General features: G+C 30.2%; 15 protein-coding genes and 3 tRNA genes. 7 read left to right on the forward strand and 11 right to left on the reverse strand.

Annotated features, from left to right (window positions below):
• Positions 1–68: 68 nt before the first annotated feature.
• The 5 genes from phaC to K7H06_RS19375 all read right to left on the reverse strand — a co-directional run bounded on the left by phaC (position 69) and on the right by K7H06_RS19375 (position 5,778).
• On the reverse strand, positions 69–1,139 hold the full coding sequence (gene phaC / locus K7H06_RS19355; RefSeq protein WP_223037637.1) for a class III poly(R)-hydroxyalkanoic acid synthase subunit PhaC: 1,071 nt from the start codon (positions 1,137–1,139) through the stop codon (positions 69–71).
• Positions 1,140–1,151: 12 nt separating this feature from the next.
• Positions 1,152–2,213: a poly(R)-hydroxyalkanoic acid synthase subunit PhaE gene (locus K7H06_RS19360; protein WP_223037638.1), complete on the reverse strand. Its 1,062-nt coding sequence runs from the start codon at positions 2,211–2,213 to the stop codon at positions 1,152–1,154.
• A gap of 31 nt (positions 2,214–2,244) precedes the next feature.
• Positions 2,245–2,664 carry a MaoC family dehydratase gene (locus K7H06_RS19365; RefSeq protein WP_223037639.1) on the reverse strand — a complete coding sequence of 140 codons (420 nt, stop codon included), beginning with the start codon at positions 2,662–2,664 and terminating at the stop codon, positions 2,245–2,247.
• Between the two features lie 269 nt (positions 2,665–2,933).
• Positions 2,934–3,674, reverse strand: a complete 741-nt coding sequence (gene fabG, locus K7H06_RS19370) for a 3-oxoacyl-ACP reductase FabG (RefSeq protein ID WP_223037640.1) — start codon at positions 3,672–3,674, stop codon at positions 2,934–2,936.
• Between the two features lie 394 nt (positions 3,675–4,068).
• Positions 4,069–5,778 (reverse strand): ORC-CDC6 family AAA ATPase, encoded by a 1,710-nt coding sequence (locus K7H06_RS19375; RefSeq protein ID WP_223037641.1) that lies wholly within the window; start codon positions 5,776–5,778, stop codon positions 4,069–4,071.
• Between the two features lie 730 nt (positions 5,779–6,508).
• On the opposite strand from K7H06_RS19375, the gene K7H06_RS19380 reads away from it, so the two are divergent.
• Both K7H06_RS19380 and K7H06_RS19385 read left to right on the forward strand, forming a co-directional pair.
• Positions 6,509–7,255: a DUF6577 family protein gene (locus K7H06_RS19380; RefSeq protein ID WP_223037642.1), complete on the forward strand. Its 747-nt coding sequence runs from the start codon at positions 6,509–6,511 to the stop codon at positions 7,253–7,255.
• Positions 7,256–7,266: 11 nt separating this feature from the next.
• On the forward strand, positions 7,267–8,364 hold the full coding sequence (locus K7H06_RS19385; protein ID WP_223037643.1) for a nucleotidyl transferase AbiEii/AbiGii toxin family protein: 1,098 nt from the start codon (positions 7,267–7,269) through the stop codon (positions 8,362–8,364).
• Positions 8,365–8,535: 171 nt separating this feature from the next.
• On the opposite strand, the gene K7H06_RS19390 is transcribed toward K7H06_RS19385, so the two are convergent.
• The 5 genes from K7H06_RS19390 to K7H06_RS19410 all read right to left on the reverse strand — a co-directional run bounded on the left by K7H06_RS19390 (position 8,536) and on the right by K7H06_RS19410 (position 11,125).
• Positions 8,536–8,610 (reverse strand) — tRNA-Thr (locus K7H06_RS19390).
• A 159-nt stretch (positions 8,611–8,769) separates the two neighbouring features.
• A tRNA-Thr gene (locus tag K7H06_RS19395) sits at positions 8,770–8,844 on the reverse strand.
• 3 nt (positions 8,845–8,847) lie between these two features.
• Positions 8,848–8,923 (reverse strand) — tRNA-Lys (locus K7H06_RS19400).
• 154 nt (positions 8,924–9,077) lie between these two features.
• Positions 9,078–10,061 (reverse strand): ATP-binding protein, encoded by a 984-nt coding sequence (locus tag K7H06_RS19405; RefSeq protein WP_223037644.1) that lies wholly within the window; start codon positions 10,059–10,061, stop codon positions 9,078–9,080.
• 14 nt (positions 10,062–10,075) lie between these two features.
• A complete protein-coding gene (locus K7H06_RS19410) occupies positions 10,076–11,125 on the reverse strand; it encodes a DnaD domain-containing protein (RefSeq protein WP_223037645.1) in 1,050 nt (349 codons plus the stop codon).
• A gap of 207 nt (positions 11,126–11,332) precedes the next feature.
• On the opposite strand from K7H06_RS19410, the gene K7H06_RS19415 reads away from it, so the two are divergent.
• Both K7H06_RS19415 and K7H06_RS19420 read left to right on the forward strand, forming a co-directional pair.
• Positions 11,333–12,790 (forward strand): M1 family metallopeptidase, encoded by a 1,458-nt coding sequence (locus K7H06_RS19415; protein WP_223037646.1) that lies wholly within the window; start codon positions 11,333–11,335, stop codon positions 12,788–12,790.
• Positions 12,791–12,977: 187 nt separating this feature from the next.
• A complete protein-coding gene (locus K7H06_RS19420) occupies positions 12,978–14,366 on the forward strand; it encodes a peptidoglycan DD-metalloendopeptidase family protein (RefSeq protein WP_223037647.1) in 1,389 nt (462 codons plus the stop codon).
• Positions 14,367–14,396: 30 nt separating this feature from the next.
• On the opposite strand, the gene K7H06_RS19425 is transcribed toward K7H06_RS19420, so the two are convergent.
• Entirely contained in the window at positions 14,397–15,767 is a 1,371-nt protein-coding gene (locus tag K7H06_RS19425; RefSeq protein ID WP_223037648.1) for a S8 family peptidase, read from the reverse strand.
• A 170-nt stretch (positions 15,768–15,937) separates the two neighbouring features.
• Between K7H06_RS19425 and K7H06_RS19430 the strand changes: the two genes are divergently transcribed.
• The 3 genes from K7H06_RS19430 to K7H06_RS19440 all read left to right on the forward strand — a co-directional run bounded on the left by K7H06_RS19430 (position 15,938) and on the right by K7H06_RS19440 (position 19,354).
• Positions 15,938–16,726: a peptidase MA family metallohydrolase gene (locus K7H06_RS19430; RefSeq protein WP_223037649.1), complete on the forward strand. Its 789-nt coding sequence runs from the start codon at positions 15,938–15,940 to the stop codon at positions 16,724–16,726.
• Between the two features lie 146 nt (positions 16,727–16,872).
• Entirely contained in the window at positions 16,873–17,562 is a 690-nt protein-coding gene (gene yycF, locus K7H06_RS19435) for a response regulator YycF (protein WP_223037650.1), read from the forward strand.
• Position 17,563: 1 nt separating this feature from the next.
• Positions 17,564–19,354, forward strand: a complete 1,791-nt coding sequence (locus tag K7H06_RS19440; RefSeq protein ID WP_223037651.1) for an ATP-binding protein — start codon at positions 17,564–17,566, stop codon at positions 19,352–19,354.
• Positions 19,355–19,402 lie beyond the last annotated feature (48 nt).

Below are 19,402 nucleotides of genomic sequence, written 5' to 3' on the forward strand. Positions count from 1 at the left end.
AACAAGGGGTCAGGACTGAATAAAAGTTTATTCAATCCTGACCTATTTTAATATTGAAGGAAGATTTTTTATTTAGATCGATCCATTAACCATTTAGCTAATTTAGGGCTCATTTGTTTTTGAGATTTACTGCTTACGTACATACCAATATGACCTACAGGGAAAGAGCATAGTTCTTTATCTGTACTGGATATATGGTCATTTAAAGGAATCGTTGCTGAAGGAGGTACCAAATGATCGTATTGTGCATAAATATTTAATACAGGCATATTGATATTTTTCAAATCAACTTTTTTATCTCCAATTTCTAAAGTACCTTTTATAAGCTTATTTTCTTGATATAAGTCTTTTACAAACTGACGAAGGGTTTCTCCTGCTTGCCCAGGACTATCGAATATCCATTTTTCCATTCTCATAAAATTTTGAACCAATTCCCGCTGATCCATATTTTCAAAAAGGTTTACGTATTTATCTAACATTAATTGGAAAGGTTTCAATAATAAATAACCAGAATTCATTAAAGCACCAGGTAAAACTCCATAGGTATCTACCATATTATCTATATTAAGGTGTTTTCCCCATTTAAATAACAATCCGTCATCTGTATCAAAGTCAATGGGGGTAACCATTGTAACTAAATTTTTGATTTTTTCTGGATAAATGGATGAATAAATGGCAGAAAAAGTACCACCTTGGCATACGCCTAAAAGATTTAATTGATCAATTTTTTCAGCTTTACGAATATACTCTACAGCATTATTCATGTAGCCATTGATATAATCATCCATTGTAAGATACATATCTTCCTTCGTTGGATATCCCCAGTCCATAATATATACATCTAATCCTAACTCTAGCAAATTCTTTATTACACTACGGTCTTGTTGAATATCCATCATGTATTGACGGTTTACTAATGCATAAACAATTAATGTAGGAACTTTGCATGGATTTTTAACTAAAGGCTTGTAATGATAAAGCTTCATTTTATCTTCTGAGTATACAAGATCTTTTGGTGTTATATCTGAATCAGTCACTTCTACATCTAGAAGATTTTCCATTCCTTTTACAAACTTTTTTTGAAGATCTAATGAATCTTCAATGGATTTTTCTATATCTATTCCAAAAGGTGAATACATATGTCATTCCTCCTATTCCATATCATTAGTATTTTTATTTAAATTGATTATTTGTTTGTTTAAATTTTTGACTTGCTTTTTTAAGTCATAGACTGTTTTATAAAGACTTTTCATATCACTCATCTTGGGAAAGGGTAAAAAATCTAATTGCTCTTCAAAAAATTTATCCATGTTTTGTTTTAAAATAAGTCCTGCATCAACAACTTGACTAAGAAGCTTAGAAAAGTCATCTGTTTTAAAAAGATTAATATAGGCAGCTTCATTTTCTTTCCACCAATATTCATAAAACTCTTTAAAAGTTTTTGGTTGTGTTCCTTTCTTTAACATGTCTTGATATTCTTTCATGATATTTTCCATAGTTTCTGTTCCTACTTTATAAATGGTTGCAAAGAATTCATTGATTGTATTCATATAAGTGATGAAGGCATCTGCACGTTTTAGATCATTTTCAAAAGATTCTTTTCCAAGTCCTAGAGCAGGAATATCAAAAACTCTGCCAAAGGTTTTTTCATAATTTTTTCTCCAAAGCTTTGAATAATTAAGGAAAGCATCTGTATCGCCCATACAACTTTTTCCTAGTAAGGATTGGGATTCGTTAAAGCTATTGATCCATGGGGTATAAAAATTTTTACTCGTATTCAAATATGTTTGATAGAGATCTATAGGATCTTTTAATAAGCTTTGTGCAGAATCAGGTAAAAAGTTCATAAAATGATTGGATATCATTTTTGTATATTCTTTTTGCCAATTACTATAAAACTTTTCTAACTGCTCTTTATCATTTATTGAAGTAAAATTATTCCAAAATTTATATAGATTTTGATATGATTCTAATGCACCTAACATGTTGTTTGGTGCAGCATTTTCTTTCATAAAGTTTATATTCTTTGAAAAAGCATCGTAACTTGTATGCACCCATTGATTAAAAAAGTCTATTGGATTTTGTCCGGTGATAGGATCAGAACTTTTTTCTTTTTTAGTGGGTATAAAACTTTCTTGCCATGTATGAAACATTTTCTTTTGTAATTCAAAATACTGATCCACAAAGTTGTTATCTGATTGTTGTTTGCACATAAAAAATCCCCCTTATATCATTAAGTTTAAGTTAAGCATCCATCTTTTTAACGATGGCTTCACCAATTGAAATTTGTTTTCCTAATTGATTGGTAACAACGGTTTCTAAAACGATGATTTTCTTTGCATCTCTTTTTTCTTTTACTTCTACAGTAGCGGTTAATTCATCACCTATATAGGCTGGTGCTACAAACTTTGAATTTTGAGATAAATAAAGGGTATTCATCCCGGGTAATTTTGTTCCTAAAACAGCAGAAATTAGTGAGTTTGTGAGCATGCCATGGACAATTCTCTTTTTAAATCTAGTTTTAGCAGCAAAATCAGAATCAAGATGGATGGGGTTAAAATCTCCTGTGATATTCGCAAAGCTTGAAATATGATCTTCTTTTATAACCTTAGAAAAACTCGCTTTGTCTCCTATACATATTTCTTCATAAGGCTTATCTTTCATAATTTCGCTCCTCTCTAATAGATGATATTGTTTTTTTGTTTTTTTTATAAACTAATTAAGCTACAAGACCATACTATGAACAAAAGAATATAGATATGCATAAAACTTTGAGAAATTATTATGAAATTTATCTAATATAAGAAAACAGAATCCCTTATTTTAAGAGATTCTGTTTCAAGAAGGATAGAGATAAAATTTTAATTATTTATAAACTTAATAAATGCAATCCTATTTTATAGGACGAAATGAACTGTATAAACTATTGTGTATTAAAGTACAACGCCCCCATCAACACTGAGTACTGTTCCTGTAATAAATCTTGCTTCATCTGATGCAAGAAATAAAAAAGCATTGGCCATATCAATTGGCTGAGCTAATTTTTTTAATGGTGATTTATCGCGGATTTTTGTGAGAACTTTTTCAGGCATTTTTTTGACCATAGCGGTTAAGGTAAAGCCTGGAGCTACTGCATTTACTCTTATGTTATATTTTCCTAACTCCTTGGCCCATGTTTTAGTCATACCAATGACACCCCATTTTGAAGCAGCATAGTTTGTTTGACCAAAATTCCCATAAATCCCTACAACAGAAGAGGTATTTAATAGTACGCCGCCATTTTGCTCTTTCATTATTTTAGCAGCTCCTTGAGCACAATTAAACACTCCTTTAAGATTTACATCTATTACTTGATCCCATTGTTGTTCAGTCATTTTTTCTAATTTAGCGTCTGCTGTAATTCCTGCATTGTTGATGAAAATATCTATTCTTCCATATTTACTCACTATATCACCAATCATTTTATCTACTTGTTGTCTGTTTGTAACGTCTATTTCTTTTCCTATAGCTTCTCCACCAGCTTTTTTTATTTTTTCTACAACTGTGTTAACATCAGAACCATTTTTATCTACTACTACTACTTTAGCTCCTTCTTCTGCAAATCTTAAACAAGTAGCTTCCCCTATACCTCTTCCTCCACCTGTAATAATTGCTATCTTATCTTTTAATCTCATAAAACGGCCCCCTTTGCTTTAAATGATTGTGTTATTATATTTTATTCAATACTAATTTGAAACATCACTTTAATTTATGCGGGAGGGTGGATATGTGTGATAGAATTCTTTTGTATTTGCAAGGAACTTTAATTTTCAAAAAAAATAAAAAACCTTGTTTTGACAAGGTTTTTCTACATTTTGGAGCTAGTGAAGGGAATCGAACCCCCAACCGGCTGATTACGATTCAGATAAATAATAAAAGTGCGAAAAAAGTCATGATTTATTTGAACTGACTATTTTTACAAAAAATTTTAACGGAACGTATATTTGATCAAATATACGTTTTAATAAATTAAGATTTGTTTAATATTTTATATTACGTTAATTATTTTAAAAAATAGATCTGGGCTAATTACTTTAATATTTCAATCTCTGTAGCAAATAAGGAATCTCCAATTTTTACAGGATAAAATCTTACTTTACTTTTATAAGTTTTTTGTTTGCTTTTATCACTATGTACAATATAGCTTTGATCCCAGTAGTATTGATTATTATCTATTCCTGTTATAAATCCACTATTTCTTTCTTTTTTATTTATCCATGTAATTGAGCCATCAATTTTTCCAGGCATACTTGCATGATCTAGTAACTCATCTGACAAAGTTGTAACTCGTTTAATCCAATCACCATTTCTTCTACTTCTATTTTTATCAATTCTTTCACTTTTTTTTACATAATGAGTTGGTAATCCACTATAAATACAATAGGCATAATCGAATGAATAAGTCGTACTTCTTCTACCAGTACCTAATTCCTCTACATTTAATATATTTGCTTCTGCAGATTTATATGTATACTTATATATAACAGGAGCTTTATTAGGAAACCTAAACTTATATGCTTGTCTAGATTTACAAGCGCTTACTAAAGAGGATAAAAAATCTTTATCAAGCCCTTTATATAAATCTTCCATAGATTTTCCATGTTTTATTAATGCATTAATGGCATGTCTATAAGTAATTTTTGTAGCTTTTCCTTCATTTTCAAAAGTACACAACATAGATAAATCTAGTAGTTGTATTAATCTTCTCATATTACCATTAGAGGCATGTATTATTTGTTCCAAGGCATCTGTGCCGATATCTTTAATTTCATCTTCAAACACATCAGTATATGCAACCTTTTCATCGTCATAAACTGATGAAATATATTTTTCAATTAAATGGGTAACGCGTTTTCTAAAAGAACTATATCCTCTTTCATCTATAATATCTTCTTGTAGTTGAAAAACATCTCCATACCTAGTTTCTGTTAAAATATCTGAAAAAGTCTGAGGATAAACAGCTATTTTAGTTCTAATAAATGAAGAAGTCCTTAACTGATTCATTAATATTTCAAAATATGAATTAGTATTAGTCTCTTTAAAAAATTCTTTGGTTATAGATCCAGCTTCATCAATTAATATTAATAACTTACCATCAAAATCTCTTATTAACATATTAAAAATTCTCTCTATATCTGCTATAGATGGATTATTCTTTTGTTTAATCTCTGTATCTATTGTTTTCTTGGTATTAGCTGAGACTTCAGCTAAGTTTGATTTTAAACTTGCTCCAAGAAATTCGTCTGAACTCATTCTTTCAATATATTCTTCGGCGGATAACTTTTTGAGTTCATTATAAGTTTGTTGAATTTTTTTATTATTAATCGTAAATAAAGGTAATGAATTCATTCCTCTGTGAATTTTTGCCATTTTATTTGCATCTAATACATGAAGATATATTTTTGCCATTTCATCTATTATTTTAATAATAATAGAATTATAAATTTCTTTAACACTACTAATATGTTGAAAATCGCTCAATTTAACATATATTGGTAAAATTAAGGGATCGTCATTTATCAGTGAAGGTACAATATTATATAAATGATATGCATGATTAGCTCGTAAGTACATTGTTTTACCTGTTCCCATTTTACCCTTTACAATTATATTTTCATAATCGAAAGGATTATTTAATATTTTTGTTGGATCAACAAATAAATTTAAAACTGTAGATAAATCGTATTCATCAGCATTTCGTACTTTAAATGGCCTTTTAGAAAAAACTAAATCTAACATAATTACCTCCTTAAATTAGTAATAGAAATTTAGTGTTATGTTCCTTTCTTGTGATTTTATTAATGTTTAATCTCATTATGTACATACAAAAAGATAGCTTTTTTATAACTAAGAGGGATACTGAGAGTCTATTTAATGTTTGATATTTATTACATAATATTACAAATGTTTCTTTGGAAATAAGGTGGCGTGTTAATATTTTACAAGAAAATGGGATATTTTACAATTTAAAATAGAAACAGGAAATATATTCCTAGCTAAGATATGCTAAATATAATATAGAATTTTATAAAACATGCAAGCTTCAAACTTGATCAAGATTTGTTTAACTTTGTCTATTGATTTTCACGGGCGTTTGTGGAGTATCAATAGTTATCGAATGATGCATGGTATTAGAACTATTGGGTATTAATGTGACAATATCATCTTTTTTATTGGAATTTTTTCTGTGATATCATAATCATTTACAGTAATAATAACAATGATTTCTCTATTTTCTATTACTGCTTGTAAGATATTTATAGCTTGTTAGAATAAAAAAATATCAAACAAACCGGAAAATGATTAGCTTATTCCTAATTGTTTGAAATAAAAAATCTATTCCATTATAGTAAAAATAATAAGTTGAATTTATACTTTGATTTATTATATAATATAATAAAAATAAACAAACAAACCGGAAAAACATCGAAAAATTCCGGTTTGTTAGATTGTTTTAGGAGTGTTAATTATGAAAGATGATAAATTGAAGATAGGAGAAATCATTGATTATTTTGGATATGAAAAGCCTATTAGTTCGAAAGAATTATATGAATTTTACACACGGTATGAAGAAGGATTAAATAGAGGAACTTTTAGATGGAGAGTTTATGATTTGAAAAACAAAGGAATAATTAGAAGTTTGAAACGAGGAATTTACATTATTGAAACGAGAAGAATATATAAGCCTACTGTTAATTTACCAATGAAAAGGATTTATAATTATGTAAAAAGAAAGTTTCCATATATAGATATTTGCATATGGAATACATCTTGGTTACATGATTTTATGAATCATCAGCCGTTTGTTTCTTTAAGTATTTTAGAAGTAGATAAGGATGTTTTAGAAATAGTTTTTCAATTGTTAAGAGAAAAAAGAAGTGATGTTTATCTAAATCCAAAAGAAGAATCTATTGATCAGTATATTTTGAATGAAAATGTAATCATACTGAAGCCATTGATTAAAGAATCGCCTATCATAGAATATGAAAAAGTGAAAATACCTAAAATAGAAAAAATATTAGTAGATGCTTTTGTTGAAAATAATTTATTGAGAGCATATCAGGGACAAGAATTAATAAATATATTTGAGCGAGTATATGAAGAATATTCTATAAATGTAACAACGCTTCATAGATATGCTAGAAATAGAGGGGCAAAAGAAAAATTATTGGAATTTATTGTTTCAAATACTAGTATTAATGAAAAATATATCTAGGAGTTGAGAATATGATATCGAACAAAACTTTTACTAAAGAATGGATAAATGATAGAAGTAACTATTTTAAAAGAGGAAGAAAACAAGCAGATCCACAGCTGATAGAAAAAGTTATAAATGCTTTATATTTGCTTGAAAATCTTACAAAAACTAAGTTGGAATTTATATTTAAAGGTGGAACATCATTGCTTTTATTACTTAATGTAATACATAGATTTTCAATTGATATAGATATTATTATTGAAGATAAAAATAATATTGATTTAGGAAATTTATGTAACACTATAGTTGAAAATAATCCTGTTTTTTACAGATATGAAGAGATGAAGAGAAATACGTCAAAAAATATACCTAAAGCACATTATAAGTTTTTTTATAAATCAGTGTTAGATGAAAAAGAGAAGTATATTTTATTAGATATATTATATGAAAAAAATCCATATACAGAGTTAGTTGAGAAAGAGATTGACTGTGAATTTTTAATGACAGAACGAGAACCTGCTAGGGTAACAATGCCATCAATTGACTGTATTTTAGGTGATAAAATGACGGCGTTTGCACCCAATACAACAGGAATTCCTTATGGAGTAAAAAAAGAATTAGAAATTATTAAGCAATTATTTGATGTTAGTAATTTGTTTGATGAAGTAAATAATTTACAAGTTGTAAAAGATACTTTTATTAAAATAGCAAATCAAGAATTAGAATATCGTGGATTAACGGATATGTCATTTGACAATGTTTTAGATGATATTATAGAAACTTCAATCATTGTTGCTTTTCGGGGTGGCATTAAAAAAGATAAGTATAGGCAGCTTGAAGAAGGGGTAAAGCGAATTAAGGGATATATATTTACTAAGAATTATATTATAGAAGAAGCTGTTTTGAGCGCAGCAAAAACAGCGTATTTATCTCTGCTGATAAAAAATTCAGTGCTTGGAATGGAATATTTTGATTCTAAGATTGATGTAAAGAGCTTAAATATAGACCAGCCTATATTTAGAAGGAGCTTTAAGGCTATAAAGAAATTTAGTCCAGAAGGATATTATTATTGGTATAAAGCGTTGGAGTTATATGAAAACAAAGAGGTTGCAAGTACTAAAGAATAATGGATATTTTCTTTAGAAAACATACATATTAGAAGAGAGAAACGATGCTTTTAGAAAAATAAATATAAGTTTTAACCTCAAAATAGACTTGTTTTGACTATAAAATTAGGGTAACGATTTATAAAAAGATAAAAAACAAAAACCTTGTGAAACCAAGGCTTTTCAATGTTTTGGAGCTAGTGAAGGGAATCGAACCCCCAACCGGCTGATTACGATTCAGCTGCTCTACCATTGAGCCACACTAGCATAGTTTAATTACTTTATGACCATTTTATACATATTTGTAATAATTTGCTACATTCTTATAGTACAAAAAAATTTTTGAAATGTCAATGGGATGTATTTCAAAAAATAAAAAAGAAGCGTAAGAACTCGTATCTTACACCCCTCTTTTTTAAAGGTAAATGGAGCTGGCGAAGGGAATCGAACCCCCAACCTGCTGATTACAAGTCAGCTGCTCTACCGTTGAGCCACACCAGCGTATGGTGACCCATCCGCGGCTCGAACGCGGGACACCTTGATTAAAAGTCAAGTGCTCTACCAACTGAGCTAATGGGTCATTTTTTGCTACTCACAGTTATATATATTACATGATGAAATTGTAAATGTCAATAAGAAAATTGTAAAATTTTAATGAAAGATGTTACATAATGTAAAATCTGTAGACCATTAGAATGATAGAGCTACAGATTTTATAAGTGTATTGAAGCTTATTATTTTTCCCATCTTAAATCTTTCCCATAAAAGTTTAAACTAGTAAAGGATCCAAATATTCTAGAAAAAACTCTATCACTATAAGTGTTCGCAATTTCTAAAGGCGATAGATTGGTTGAAATAATAATTTTTTTATTTTGAATAAGTCGGCTGTTGATAATATTAAAGATTTCTGTATTAGTAAAGGCATTTGTAAGCTCAGTTCCTAAGTCATCGATGATTAATAAATCACTATCGAACAAAAGCTGGTAGCTTGTTTCTAAAGTTTTGTTTTTTTGCTTTTTGAATTTATGATTTTCTAGTATTTCTAAAATTCTAAAAGCCGTTTGATAGACAACAATCTTTCCTTTATCAAGTAATGCTTTGGCGATACAATTGCATAAAAAAGTTTTTCCAAGCCCTGTTGTTCCATAAAATAATAGATTTTCATTTGATTTTGTGTCAAAGTTAAATACAAATCCTTCACAGACAGCTAAAATATTTTGCATATTTTGTTTAGGTGTCAAATTTTCGTCTTCAAAGGGTTCATCTGAAAAGAGTGCAATATCAAAGGTCTGGAAGTTTTCTTTTTTTAGACCTGCTTCCATATTTGACATGAAATAAGCACGAGTAATTAATTTTTGCTTAAAACAATTACATTTTTTCCCATTTGTTAAAAATCCTGTATCTTTGCAGCTAGAACATTTATAATTGAGGTCTAGATAATTCATAGGAACATTATTTTCTGTAAGCAAAATAGCTTTTTCTTGTTTTAATTGTTCCATTGCTTTATGGATTTTTTCTAGAGATTTTTCATAGTTTGTTGGGTTTTCTAGAATGGCTTTTGAAATGAGTATGCCTGTTTTTCCTATTGTCTCGTCAATTTCTTTTACTTTAGGAATTTTTTCGTAAACTTCCATCTTTCTTTTTTCTAATGCTTTTATTTCAACATCTCTTGTCTTTTCATATTCGAAAAGAATTTCTTTTGTAAATTGATCATACAAGGTTGACACCTACCTTATTCTTTCTTTCTTAATAATTTTTCTAATTCATCTTTAGAGTATTTTGAGGTACGTTGTTCAAAATTATGAAATCGATTTGCAGGAGCTTTCTTTGGTTTTGCCTGTGTAGTTTTTTTTGTAGTTTCATTTTTCTCTATATCTTTTACGGATTGAATATTATTTTCTTTCCAATTTTCTAAAATGGCATTAATATAATTAAAATCAATCTTATTTCTTTTTACAGCTGTTTCACAAGCTTTTAATATAATATCTATAGGAAATTTCCACTGAGTAAGCCATTTATTCATTATTTTTTTAGTAGGTTCAGGGATATCATTCGTATTCATCCCTAAAAATTTATATATTTTTCTATATTGTGCATATCGAGTATCTGTTTTTTCAAGGTGTTTATCGAGTTGGTCCATATTGGTAATACCATTATCGTACCAGGTTGTAATCACTGCTCCTATATATTTTAAGTTTTTAGCATTTTTTTGTTCTACACAATACATGAAAGCCCGTACGACAAGGTCTGTGTCCATATTGTAGTTATAAACCCAATCAAGTACCTTCTTTTTTTCATGAGGGTGTAGCGGTCTTCTATAAATTTGGTCAATATAACGAAACATTTCTTTAAATTCAGGAACTTTATTGGCTTCAACCAAATCAGATGGAGAACAATAGTATGGTTTTGAAGACTCTTCTTCATCATTTTCTGGAACATTTACAGCCTTAAAATTATTATAGATATATAATTGTTTTAAATTTAAGAATTCAACACTATATTTTGTTGGATCTTCTGTATCTTCATGGATCTTTTTAATAATCCCTTTTTGTTCCCAAAAATCCCAGGCATCCAAAACATCAGATAAGGGAATATTAAGATGCTTAGCGATGGTTTTATGATTGATGGAAAGGGATGGATCTTTATCGTTTGCATATTTATATCCTAGTAAATACACCTTTACGTAGGTACCATTGGCCATCGGCATGAAATCGTTGATGAATATATTTTCTATAGATGTATCACCTAAATCAAAATCTGCAGTTTGTTTAATAAAATGCAATCTTTGTCCCTCCCTCTTTTACTTTTATGACTATTATATCATAAGTAATCTTCTAAGTTTAGGAGGGCTTTAAATTATGTACATATTGGAAAATACAGGACATATAGATATATAAGCAGATAAAATCAAGGAAGGAAGGGGTAAGTCTTGACTAGGGGTCGTTATAGAAGAAAGTTATTATTATTGACAATAGTAGGGTGTGTCTTAATGCTAACAATTGTTGGTGCACATTTAAGGGTTATTGAAACTATGACTACGATGATTCATGGAGAGAAAATACCTAAAACAAAGAAAATCAATAATTATACGATTACTGTTGATTTTGATCCTGTAGAAAGAATTTTAACAGGAAATGAATATATAAAATATACAAATGATGAAAATACTTCTTTAAATGCATTATATTTTCATTTGTATCCAAATGCATTTAAGGATGAAAAAACAGCACCTTTTGAAAAAAATGAAATGGATCGTGCTTATCCAAAGGGTTTTGAACCAGGATATATTAAGATTCATTCCATACAAAAAAATGGTGATCCATTAAACTATGTAGTTATGGGAGTGGGAGAAAGTATTTTAAAGGTGCATTTAAAGGAGCCTTTAGAACCAGGAGAAAAAATAGCTCTGAAATTAGATTTTTCTGTAAAAATTCCTCCTTCTTGTGGAAGATTTGGATATGGAGAAAATACAATTAATATTGCAAATTGGTATCCAATTCTGTCTGTATTTGATAAAAAAGGATGGAACTTAGAGCCTTACTTTGCCATTGGAGATCCCTTTTATAGTGATATAGCAAATTATAGAGTAGAAATTTTAATGCCTCAAGAATATATACTAGGTCACACAGGAGAATGCATAAAAAGAGAGAGTATAGATGGAAAGATTAGATGGACATTGGAAGGAAAGAATGTAAGAGATTTTGCTATGATTGCTAGTGAAAAATTTAAAGTAATCGATGATCAAATAGATAAAATAAAAATATATTCTTATTATTTTGATGATCAATTTGGAGATTTAGCATTGGATGTAGCAAAAGATGCAGTAGGAATATTTAGTCAGACTTATGGAGAATATCCTTATAAACAGTTATCTGTAGCTGCATCAGATTTTTTCATTGGTGGAATGGAATACCCGAACATCGTTTTTATTGATGAGTCTTTATATAAAGAAGAGAGCAAAGAAATACTAGAATATATTGTTGCTCATGAAGTTGCCCACCAATGGTGGTATGGGGTTGTAGGAAATGATCAGGTCAATGAAGCTTGGCTTGACGAAGCACTTACAGAATACTCAACTCTTTTATATTATGAAAAAAAATATGGTGTAAAAATGGAGGAGAAAGTTTATAAAAACCTTATTGTAAGATACTATAATGCTTACAAAGATAGTGAAGGAAGTAAGGACCCCTCTGTTTGTAGAAAATTAAATAGATTTAAAAATAGTCAAGAATATCAGGTTTTGGTTTATTATAAAGGAGCTATGTTCATAAAAAATTTAAGAAAAGAATTAGGCGACGAAACTTTTTTTCAAGTGATGAAGGTATATTTTGACAAATACAAGTATAAAAATGCAAGTACAGAAGATTTTATTCATGTGTGTGAAAAGGTTGCAAATAAAAGTTTGAGATCAAATTTCAGAAAATGGTTGAGGTATGATAAGGAATAATATCCAATATTATACATAAACTAATCCTAATTAGAAGAACCTACAAGAGGTTGCTAGATATTGAAAGTATGATATAATATAATGGTTACAGATTTATTACAAAAGTGTTACAAAAAAAATAAACTAGCATAGAATATAACAAAAAAGGATATAAGAAAGATAGAAAAAAGGAAGGGAGCCTCAAAGGATGAAAACAGAGGAATGCTCTCAAGATTTGAGGAATAAGTTCTTTAAATATTACGAAAAATTGAATATAAATGGAAAAGGCAAATTATATATAGGACTTTTGATAGCTGTATTGATAGTAGGAATATTTGCTTATAATTACAATTCGGCATATATTGTGAAAGTAGATGGAAAAGAATTAGGAATTGTAAGAGATAAAAAAGATTTTACAGATACTCTTGATCATATACAAAAGAGATTACATAAGGTTTATGATAAAGATATTATTGTACACGAGCGTATTGTTTATGAAAAAACAAGAGCAGAAGATCAAGAACTGATAAAATCAGCGGAGATAGAAAAAGCTATACAGAAGATGATGCATTTTGATGTGAAAGCTTATGGAATCAAAGCAGCTAATAAAGTAATTGCATCAGTATCTAAAAAGGAAGATGCAGAAAAAGTACTAGACCAAATTAAAAAGACTTATGTAGATGAAGAAAAAAAATATGAGAAAGTATATTTTGTTGAAGGTGTAAAAGTAGATGAAATAGAGGCAGAAGTAACTAGTTTAAAAACAGATGAAGATGCAGTTAAAATAATTTTGCAGGGAACAGAAGAGGAACAAGTCCATGAAGTACAACAAGGAGAAAGTTTTTGGACCATTGCAAAAAAATATAAGTTAAGTGTTGATGATTTAGTTAAAGCGAATCCAGATGTGAATCCGGAAAGATTACAGATTAATCAAAAGATTAGTTTGGTTGTACCAAAGCCTCTTTTGACTGTTGCAACAGTTGAAAAAGTAAAATTAGAGGAAATAATTCCTTATGAAGTAAAATTTGAAGAAACAAGTGTCCTTTATAAAGGAGACAAAAAAATAAAAGTAAAAGGTGAAGATGGAAAAAGAGAAATAGTAGCAGATGTTGTGAGTTATAATGGTGTTGAACATAATAAAAAGGTTTTAGAAGAAAAAATTGTTAAAGAGCCTAAAACTCAAATTGTACTAAAAGGAACTAAAAATCCTCCGCCAAAGAAAGGGACAGGAAAGCTTAGTAATCCAACTAGAGGGGTATTGACTTCTCCATTTGGCTGGAGATGGGGAAGAAAGCACACAGGAATTGATATTGGTTCTCCAACAGGTACTCCTGTAAAAGCAGCAGATGGAGGGGTAGTCATTTATGCTGGTTGGAAGGGGTCATATGGAAAGTGTGTGATTATTGACCATGGAGGAAATACGCAGACTTGGTATGCTCACAATAGTAAGATTCTTGTAAAAAAAGGACAAAAGGTGTTTAAAGGACAAACCATTTCTAAAATAGGAAGTACTGGAAATAGTACAGGACCTCATTTACATTTTGAAGTAAGGAAAAATGGAACGCCTGTAAATCCTTTAAGATATGTAAGATATTAAAACCTAGCTGAATCAGCTAGGTTTTTTATTTTATAGTAGTAACAAAAGAAGAGGTAACAAACTAGGATCTAAAAGATTGCTTAGAAATCCTAAATTAAAACCACCTCCAGATCTCCTGCGGGGATGAAATTCTCTTCCATTATTTTGATGGTTATTAGGATAATCATTATGATGGTCTGGATAAGGATTTTTATGTTGATTAGGTTCTTTAAGTTCTTCTTTATCTAAATCTAGTGCGCCACCTATATTGAGAATTCCAGCACCTTCAGCATAGATACTGTCTCCAATATTAATGGCAGTACCTGTAAGTTTAGATTGAACTTCTGCCGGAGAGATGTTAGGTTCTTTTTGATAAAGTAAAGCTGCTGTTCCTGAAACCATAGGGGTAGCCATAGAAGTACCAGAATGGCTTACATAACTAGAATGACCTTTGTTAGATAAAGACATAATATCTACTCCAGGGGCTACTATATTAGGTTTAGAAACTCCACCAGTAGTAGGACCTCGACTTGAGAAATTAGCTATAAAATCATCTTCATAGGAGGTGGTACGGTTATCATCTACAGCACCTACAGTAATAACAGATGGACTGATGCCAGGACTTGTAATGGTACGAGGATTTGGACCGCTATTTCCAGCGGCAGTAATTACTGTAAGCCCTTGACGAGCAGCTTCTGCAGCACCTTTTGCTAAAGGATCTTCTCGATAGGATTTTTCTGCTGGTGCACCTAGAGACATATTGACAATTTTAATATTGTATTTGTCTTTATTATCAATGACCCATTGGAGTCCTGCTAATATGTCAGAGGTAGATCCACTTCCTGTTTCATCTAAAACTTTTACGCCGATGATATTTGCTTCTGGTGCAATACCCATGTATTTCTTATTAGCATAGCCACTTCCAGCAGCGATTCCTGCAACATGGGTTCCATGTCCATCATCATCATAAGGATAGGATTTATTATTAACAATATCCTTAAAAGCAATGATTCTGTTTGTTGGCTTTACTAAGTCATCGTGGGGATATACCCCTGTATCAAGAACTGCAATGCCTACTCCTTTTCCTGTGTATCCCACATCATGTACTAAATGACCAGCAACGGCTACTGAAGCATTATTCATACATTTAAAAACCTTTGCATCATGGTTTATAAACTGAATCATATGGTGTGCTGCAACATGATCAATTTCTTTTGCGGGTATTTCTGCAACTACAGCGTTAATAAGAGGGATATCATACTTTATTTTTCCACCTGCATCTAATATTAAGTCACGAATATGATCACAGTTTCCTTGACTGTAAACAATCGTTTGAATTTTTTCTTTTGTTCCAGCGGACATTCTTGCTACAACTACGGGATGAACGAATTGGGATCGGACTTTTCTTACATTCATTTTCATCATGCTCACTCCATATTATTTATCTATTTTCAATACCAATGTATGCGAAAGAGTCATGAAGTGTTCGTCATGAGTTTCCTTATTATTTCCAATGAAGTTTACATAATGTTGTGTTATAATATAAACGTGTCTCCTTGTTTACATACTCTAATAATGGGGAGGGGATACTAATGAAAAGAGTATTGAATAAAAAAATGAATTCATTCATTTTTTTTGTATTAGCATTTGTAATCATGATTGGAATATTTAATTATAAAGTTTTAAAAGTTCATGGATATCCTCTTTTTAGGAAGATGCAGCATGAACTTATACTTTATAGAACGAAAGATTACAACATAAGAGAAACAGAACATTTTATCATAAGATATCCTATGGAAGATAAGGAAATCATAGACCTTGTTGCTGAAGCTTCTGAAGAGCATTACAAGGAAGTTTGTGATAGTTTTGATTACTATCCTGAGAATAAAACAACAGTTATTGTTTATGATGATCCTGATGAACTCATGAAGAATGCCTCTCTAAAGCAAGGAAAGCCACCTATGGGGGTATACTTTGCTTCTACTATTCAAATACTATCTCCTAGATTATGGATTCCTGAAAATGAAAAAATAGAAGACGTTTTTATGAATGAAGGACCAATGGTTCATGAATTTACCCATTTGTTAGTAGATGATTTAACGAAAGGAAACTATCCTTTATGGTTTACTGAAGGGGTTGCCCTATATCAGGAATACCTTCAAACAGGTTATAGTTGGGGAGAAGCTTTATCCTATGAAGGAAAACCCTATACAGTAGAAGAACTTACAGATGATTTTAATCAGCTGGATGTGATGCTTGCCTATAAAAGATCTTTTGAGATTGTAAAAGAGATGGTAGAAAGAAAAGGGTTTGATGAGATCAATCAACTTTTAAAAGATTTAGGATATGGAAATGGATTTGAAGCAGTTTTTACAAAATAAATAGAATAATGTTTACAGGAACTGCTCAATGTAGTTCCTGTAAATGTACTTAGGAAGATTATTTTTTTGGGGTATACAAATATTTTTATGATATAATCATAGAAGATATGTGATAAAAAGAATGAAGATAATGATGGGGTGAAAAAATGGGTAGAAAAATATTGGTAGTGGATGATGAGAAAACTATTTCGGAGATATTAAAGTTTAACTTGGAAAAAGAAGGGTATGATGTGAGTGTAGCTTCTGATGGAGAAGAAGCCGTACAAAAGACTTACCAAGTGGAACCAGATCTTATTTTATTAGACGTTATGCTACCCAAAATGGATGGATTTCAAGTATGTAAAAAAGTAAGAGAAAATTTTAATATGCCTATTTTAATGCTTACAGCAAAAGAAGAAGAAGTAGACAAAATATTAGGACTTGAGCTTGGGGCCGATGATTATGTTACAAAGCCTTTTAGCATGAGAGAACTTTTAGCAAGAGTAAAAGCAAATATTAGAAGAATTGAAGCAAGTGGTACAAGTGAAAAGAGTAATATGATTGTTTCTGGGGATTTGAATATAGATCTAAACAAATATGAAGTGAAAAAGAGAGAAGATGTGATAGAACTTACTTTAAGAGAATTTGAACTTTTAAAGTATTTGGCTACACAAGAAAATCAAGTTTTTACAAGAGAGAAATTATTAGAAGAAGTATGGGGATATGAGTATTATGGGGACATCAGAACAGTAGATGTCACTGTAAGAAGATTAAGAGAGAAGATCGAGGATCATTCAAGCAATCCAAAATATATATTAACCAAAAGAGGAGTAGGGTACTACTTCAGGAGGGCATAATATGTTTAAAAGTATAAGGTGGAAATTTATTACCATATACTTCTTGCCTGTCTATATTGCCATGCTTATTGTTGGAGTATTCATTATCCAAGAGTTTCAAGAGTATCATTTAGGTACGGTTAGTGAAAATCTAACAAATTTCGGTAATCGTGAGGGGCTTGTTCAGACCATTTCTCAGTTTGATAGTTTGGATGAGAGCAAAGAAGAGATTCAAAAAAATATAGAACAATGGCCAACAGGTTTAAAAGAAGAAATATTTGTTGTAAATAGAGATTTTAAAATTATTGCTAGAAGTAAAAACAGTGGTACCAATGATAATGCCATAGAAGTATTAGATTATACACTTCTTACAGATGCAAGAAATGGACAAGAAGGGGAAAAAGACATTATTATCAATACAACTACACGTCAGATTACTACAAAGAATATGGCCTTTCCTATACAGAATAAAGATGAGTGTATTAAAGGTATTTTGTATATAAGAGCAGATTTATCTGATATTTATAAAACACTAGATAAATCAAAAATGATTTTAACCCAAGCTACCCTTTTAGCATTAGTGATTACAGTAGTGCTAGGGTTTTGGATTGCTAGAAGTATTACAGAGCCTATTACAGATGTTACAGTGAAGGCTGCTAGGATGGCAAAGGGAGATTTTAATCAGGTTGTTGAAGTAAAATCTGATGATGAGATTGGTCAATTAGCTGAAATGTTTAATTATGCGAGAGAAAAATTAAATATTACTTTGTCAGAGATTTCAAGTGAAAAAAGTAAGCTTGAGACTATTTTAAGTTATATGGCGGATGGACTTATTGCTGTAAATAATGAAGGGAAAATTATTCATGCCAATCCTACGGCTATGAAGATGCTTCATTTATCAGAAAAAGAAATACAAAAAAAATCTTATGATGATCTTATGAAGGTTTATAATGAAAAGCTGATGATTTCTTATATTGAAGAAAATAGTCCTGATGGAGTTGGTAGTGAGATGATTGAATTTAGTCATTCTACATTTCAAGTAAACTATGCCCCTTTTAAAGATGAAAAAGGTGAAAAAACAGGAATTGTTATGGTGTTGCAGGATATTACAGAAAGGCATAAGCTTGACAATATGAGAAAGGAATTTGTTGCTAATGTCTCTCATGAACTAAAAACACCTCTTACAAGTATTAAAAGTTATACAGAAACTCTTTTAGATGGTGCTTTAGACAATCGAGATATTGCAGAACATTTCTTGAATGTGGTAAATAGTGAAGCCGATAGAATGAATAGATTAGTTAGAGATTTACTTCAGCTTTCTAGACTTGATTATAGAAGAGAATCATGGAATAAACAGGAAGTAGATTTAGTAAAATTACTTGAAAATACTGTTTTAAAAATGTACATTAATGCAAAAAATAAACAACAAAACTTAGATTTTAAGACACGGGAACAAAGCGTAATAGGTCTTATGGATCAAGATAAAATAGAGCAGGTAATCATCAATATCATTAGTAATGCCATCAAATATACACCAAAGGACGGAATGATCAATGTAATACTTGAGGAAGAAGAAGATAAAGGGATCATTCGTATTATTGATAATGGTATTGGAATACCGCAAAAAGATATTCCAAGATTATTTGAAAGATTTTATCGTGTGGATAAAGCTAGATCCAGAGAAATGGGAGGTACAGGACTAGGCCTATCTATTGCACACCAGATTATAAAAGCTCATAATGGAGACGTTCATGTAAAAAGTAAAGATGGAGAAGGTACAGAAGTAATCATTACATTACCATTAAAAGGATAGGGCGTGTAATCCTATTTTAAAATGGGCGTAATATATTTGTAATAATAA

This window comes from Crassaminicella profunda (genome assembly GCF_019884785.1).
GTDB classification, from domain to species: Bacteria; Bacillota; Clostridia; order Peptostreptococcales; family Thermotaleaceae; genus Crassaminicella; species Crassaminicella profunda.

Excerpts from the sequence above, each read along its gene's own strand:
- K7H06_RS19415 (WP_223037646.1), top strand. The coding sequence starts at position 11,333 with ATGCTAACAATTGTTGGTGCACATTTAAGGGTTATTGAAACTATGACT.
- K7H06_RS19380 (WP_223037642.1), top strand. The coding sequence starts at position 6,509 with ATGAAAGATGATAAATTGAAGATAGGAGAAATCATTGATTATTTTGGA.
- K7H06_RS19360 (WP_223037638.1), bottom strand. The coding sequence starts at position 2,213 with ATGTGCAAACAACAATCAGATAACAACTTTGTGGATCAGTATTTTGAA.
- K7H06_RS19420 (WP_223037647.1), top strand. The coding sequence starts at position 12,978 with ATGAAAACAGAGGAATGCTCTCAAGATTTGAGGAATAAGTTCTTTAAA.
- K7H06_RS19365 (WP_223037639.1), bottom strand. The coding sequence starts at position 2,664 with ATGAAAGATAAGCCTTATGAAGAAATATGTATAGGAGACAAAGCGAGT.
- K7H06_RS19385 (WP_223037643.1), top strand. The coding sequence starts at position 7,267 with ATGATATCGAACAAAACTTTTACTAAAGAATGGATAAATGATAGAAGT.
- phaC (WP_223037637.1), bottom strand. The coding sequence starts at position 1,139 with ATGTATTCACCTTTTGGAATAGATATAGAAAAATCCATTGAAGATTCA.
- K7H06_RS19440 (WP_223037651.1), top strand. The coding sequence starts at position 17,564 with ATGTTTAAAAGTATAAGGTGGAAATTTATTACCATATACTTCTTGCCT.
- fabG (WP_223037640.1), bottom strand. The coding sequence starts at position 3,674 with ATGAGATTAAAAGATAAGATAGCAATTATTACAGGTGGAGGAAGAGGT.
- K7H06_RS19430 (WP_223037649.1), top strand. The coding sequence starts at position 15,938 with ATGAAAAGAGTATTGAATAAAAAAATGAATTCATTCATTTTTTTTGTA.
- K7H06_RS19375 (WP_223037641.1), bottom strand. The coding sequence starts at position 5,778 with ATGTTAGATTTAGTTTTTTCTAAAAGGCCATTTAAAGTACGAAATGCT.
- K7H06_RS19425 (WP_223037648.1), bottom strand. The coding sequence starts at position 15,767 with ATGAAAATGAATGTAAGAAAAGTCCGATCCCAATTCGTTCATCCCGTA.
- yycF (WP_223037650.1), top strand. The coding sequence starts at position 16,873 with ATGGGTAGAAAAATATTGGTAGTGGATGATGAGAAAACTATTTCGGAG.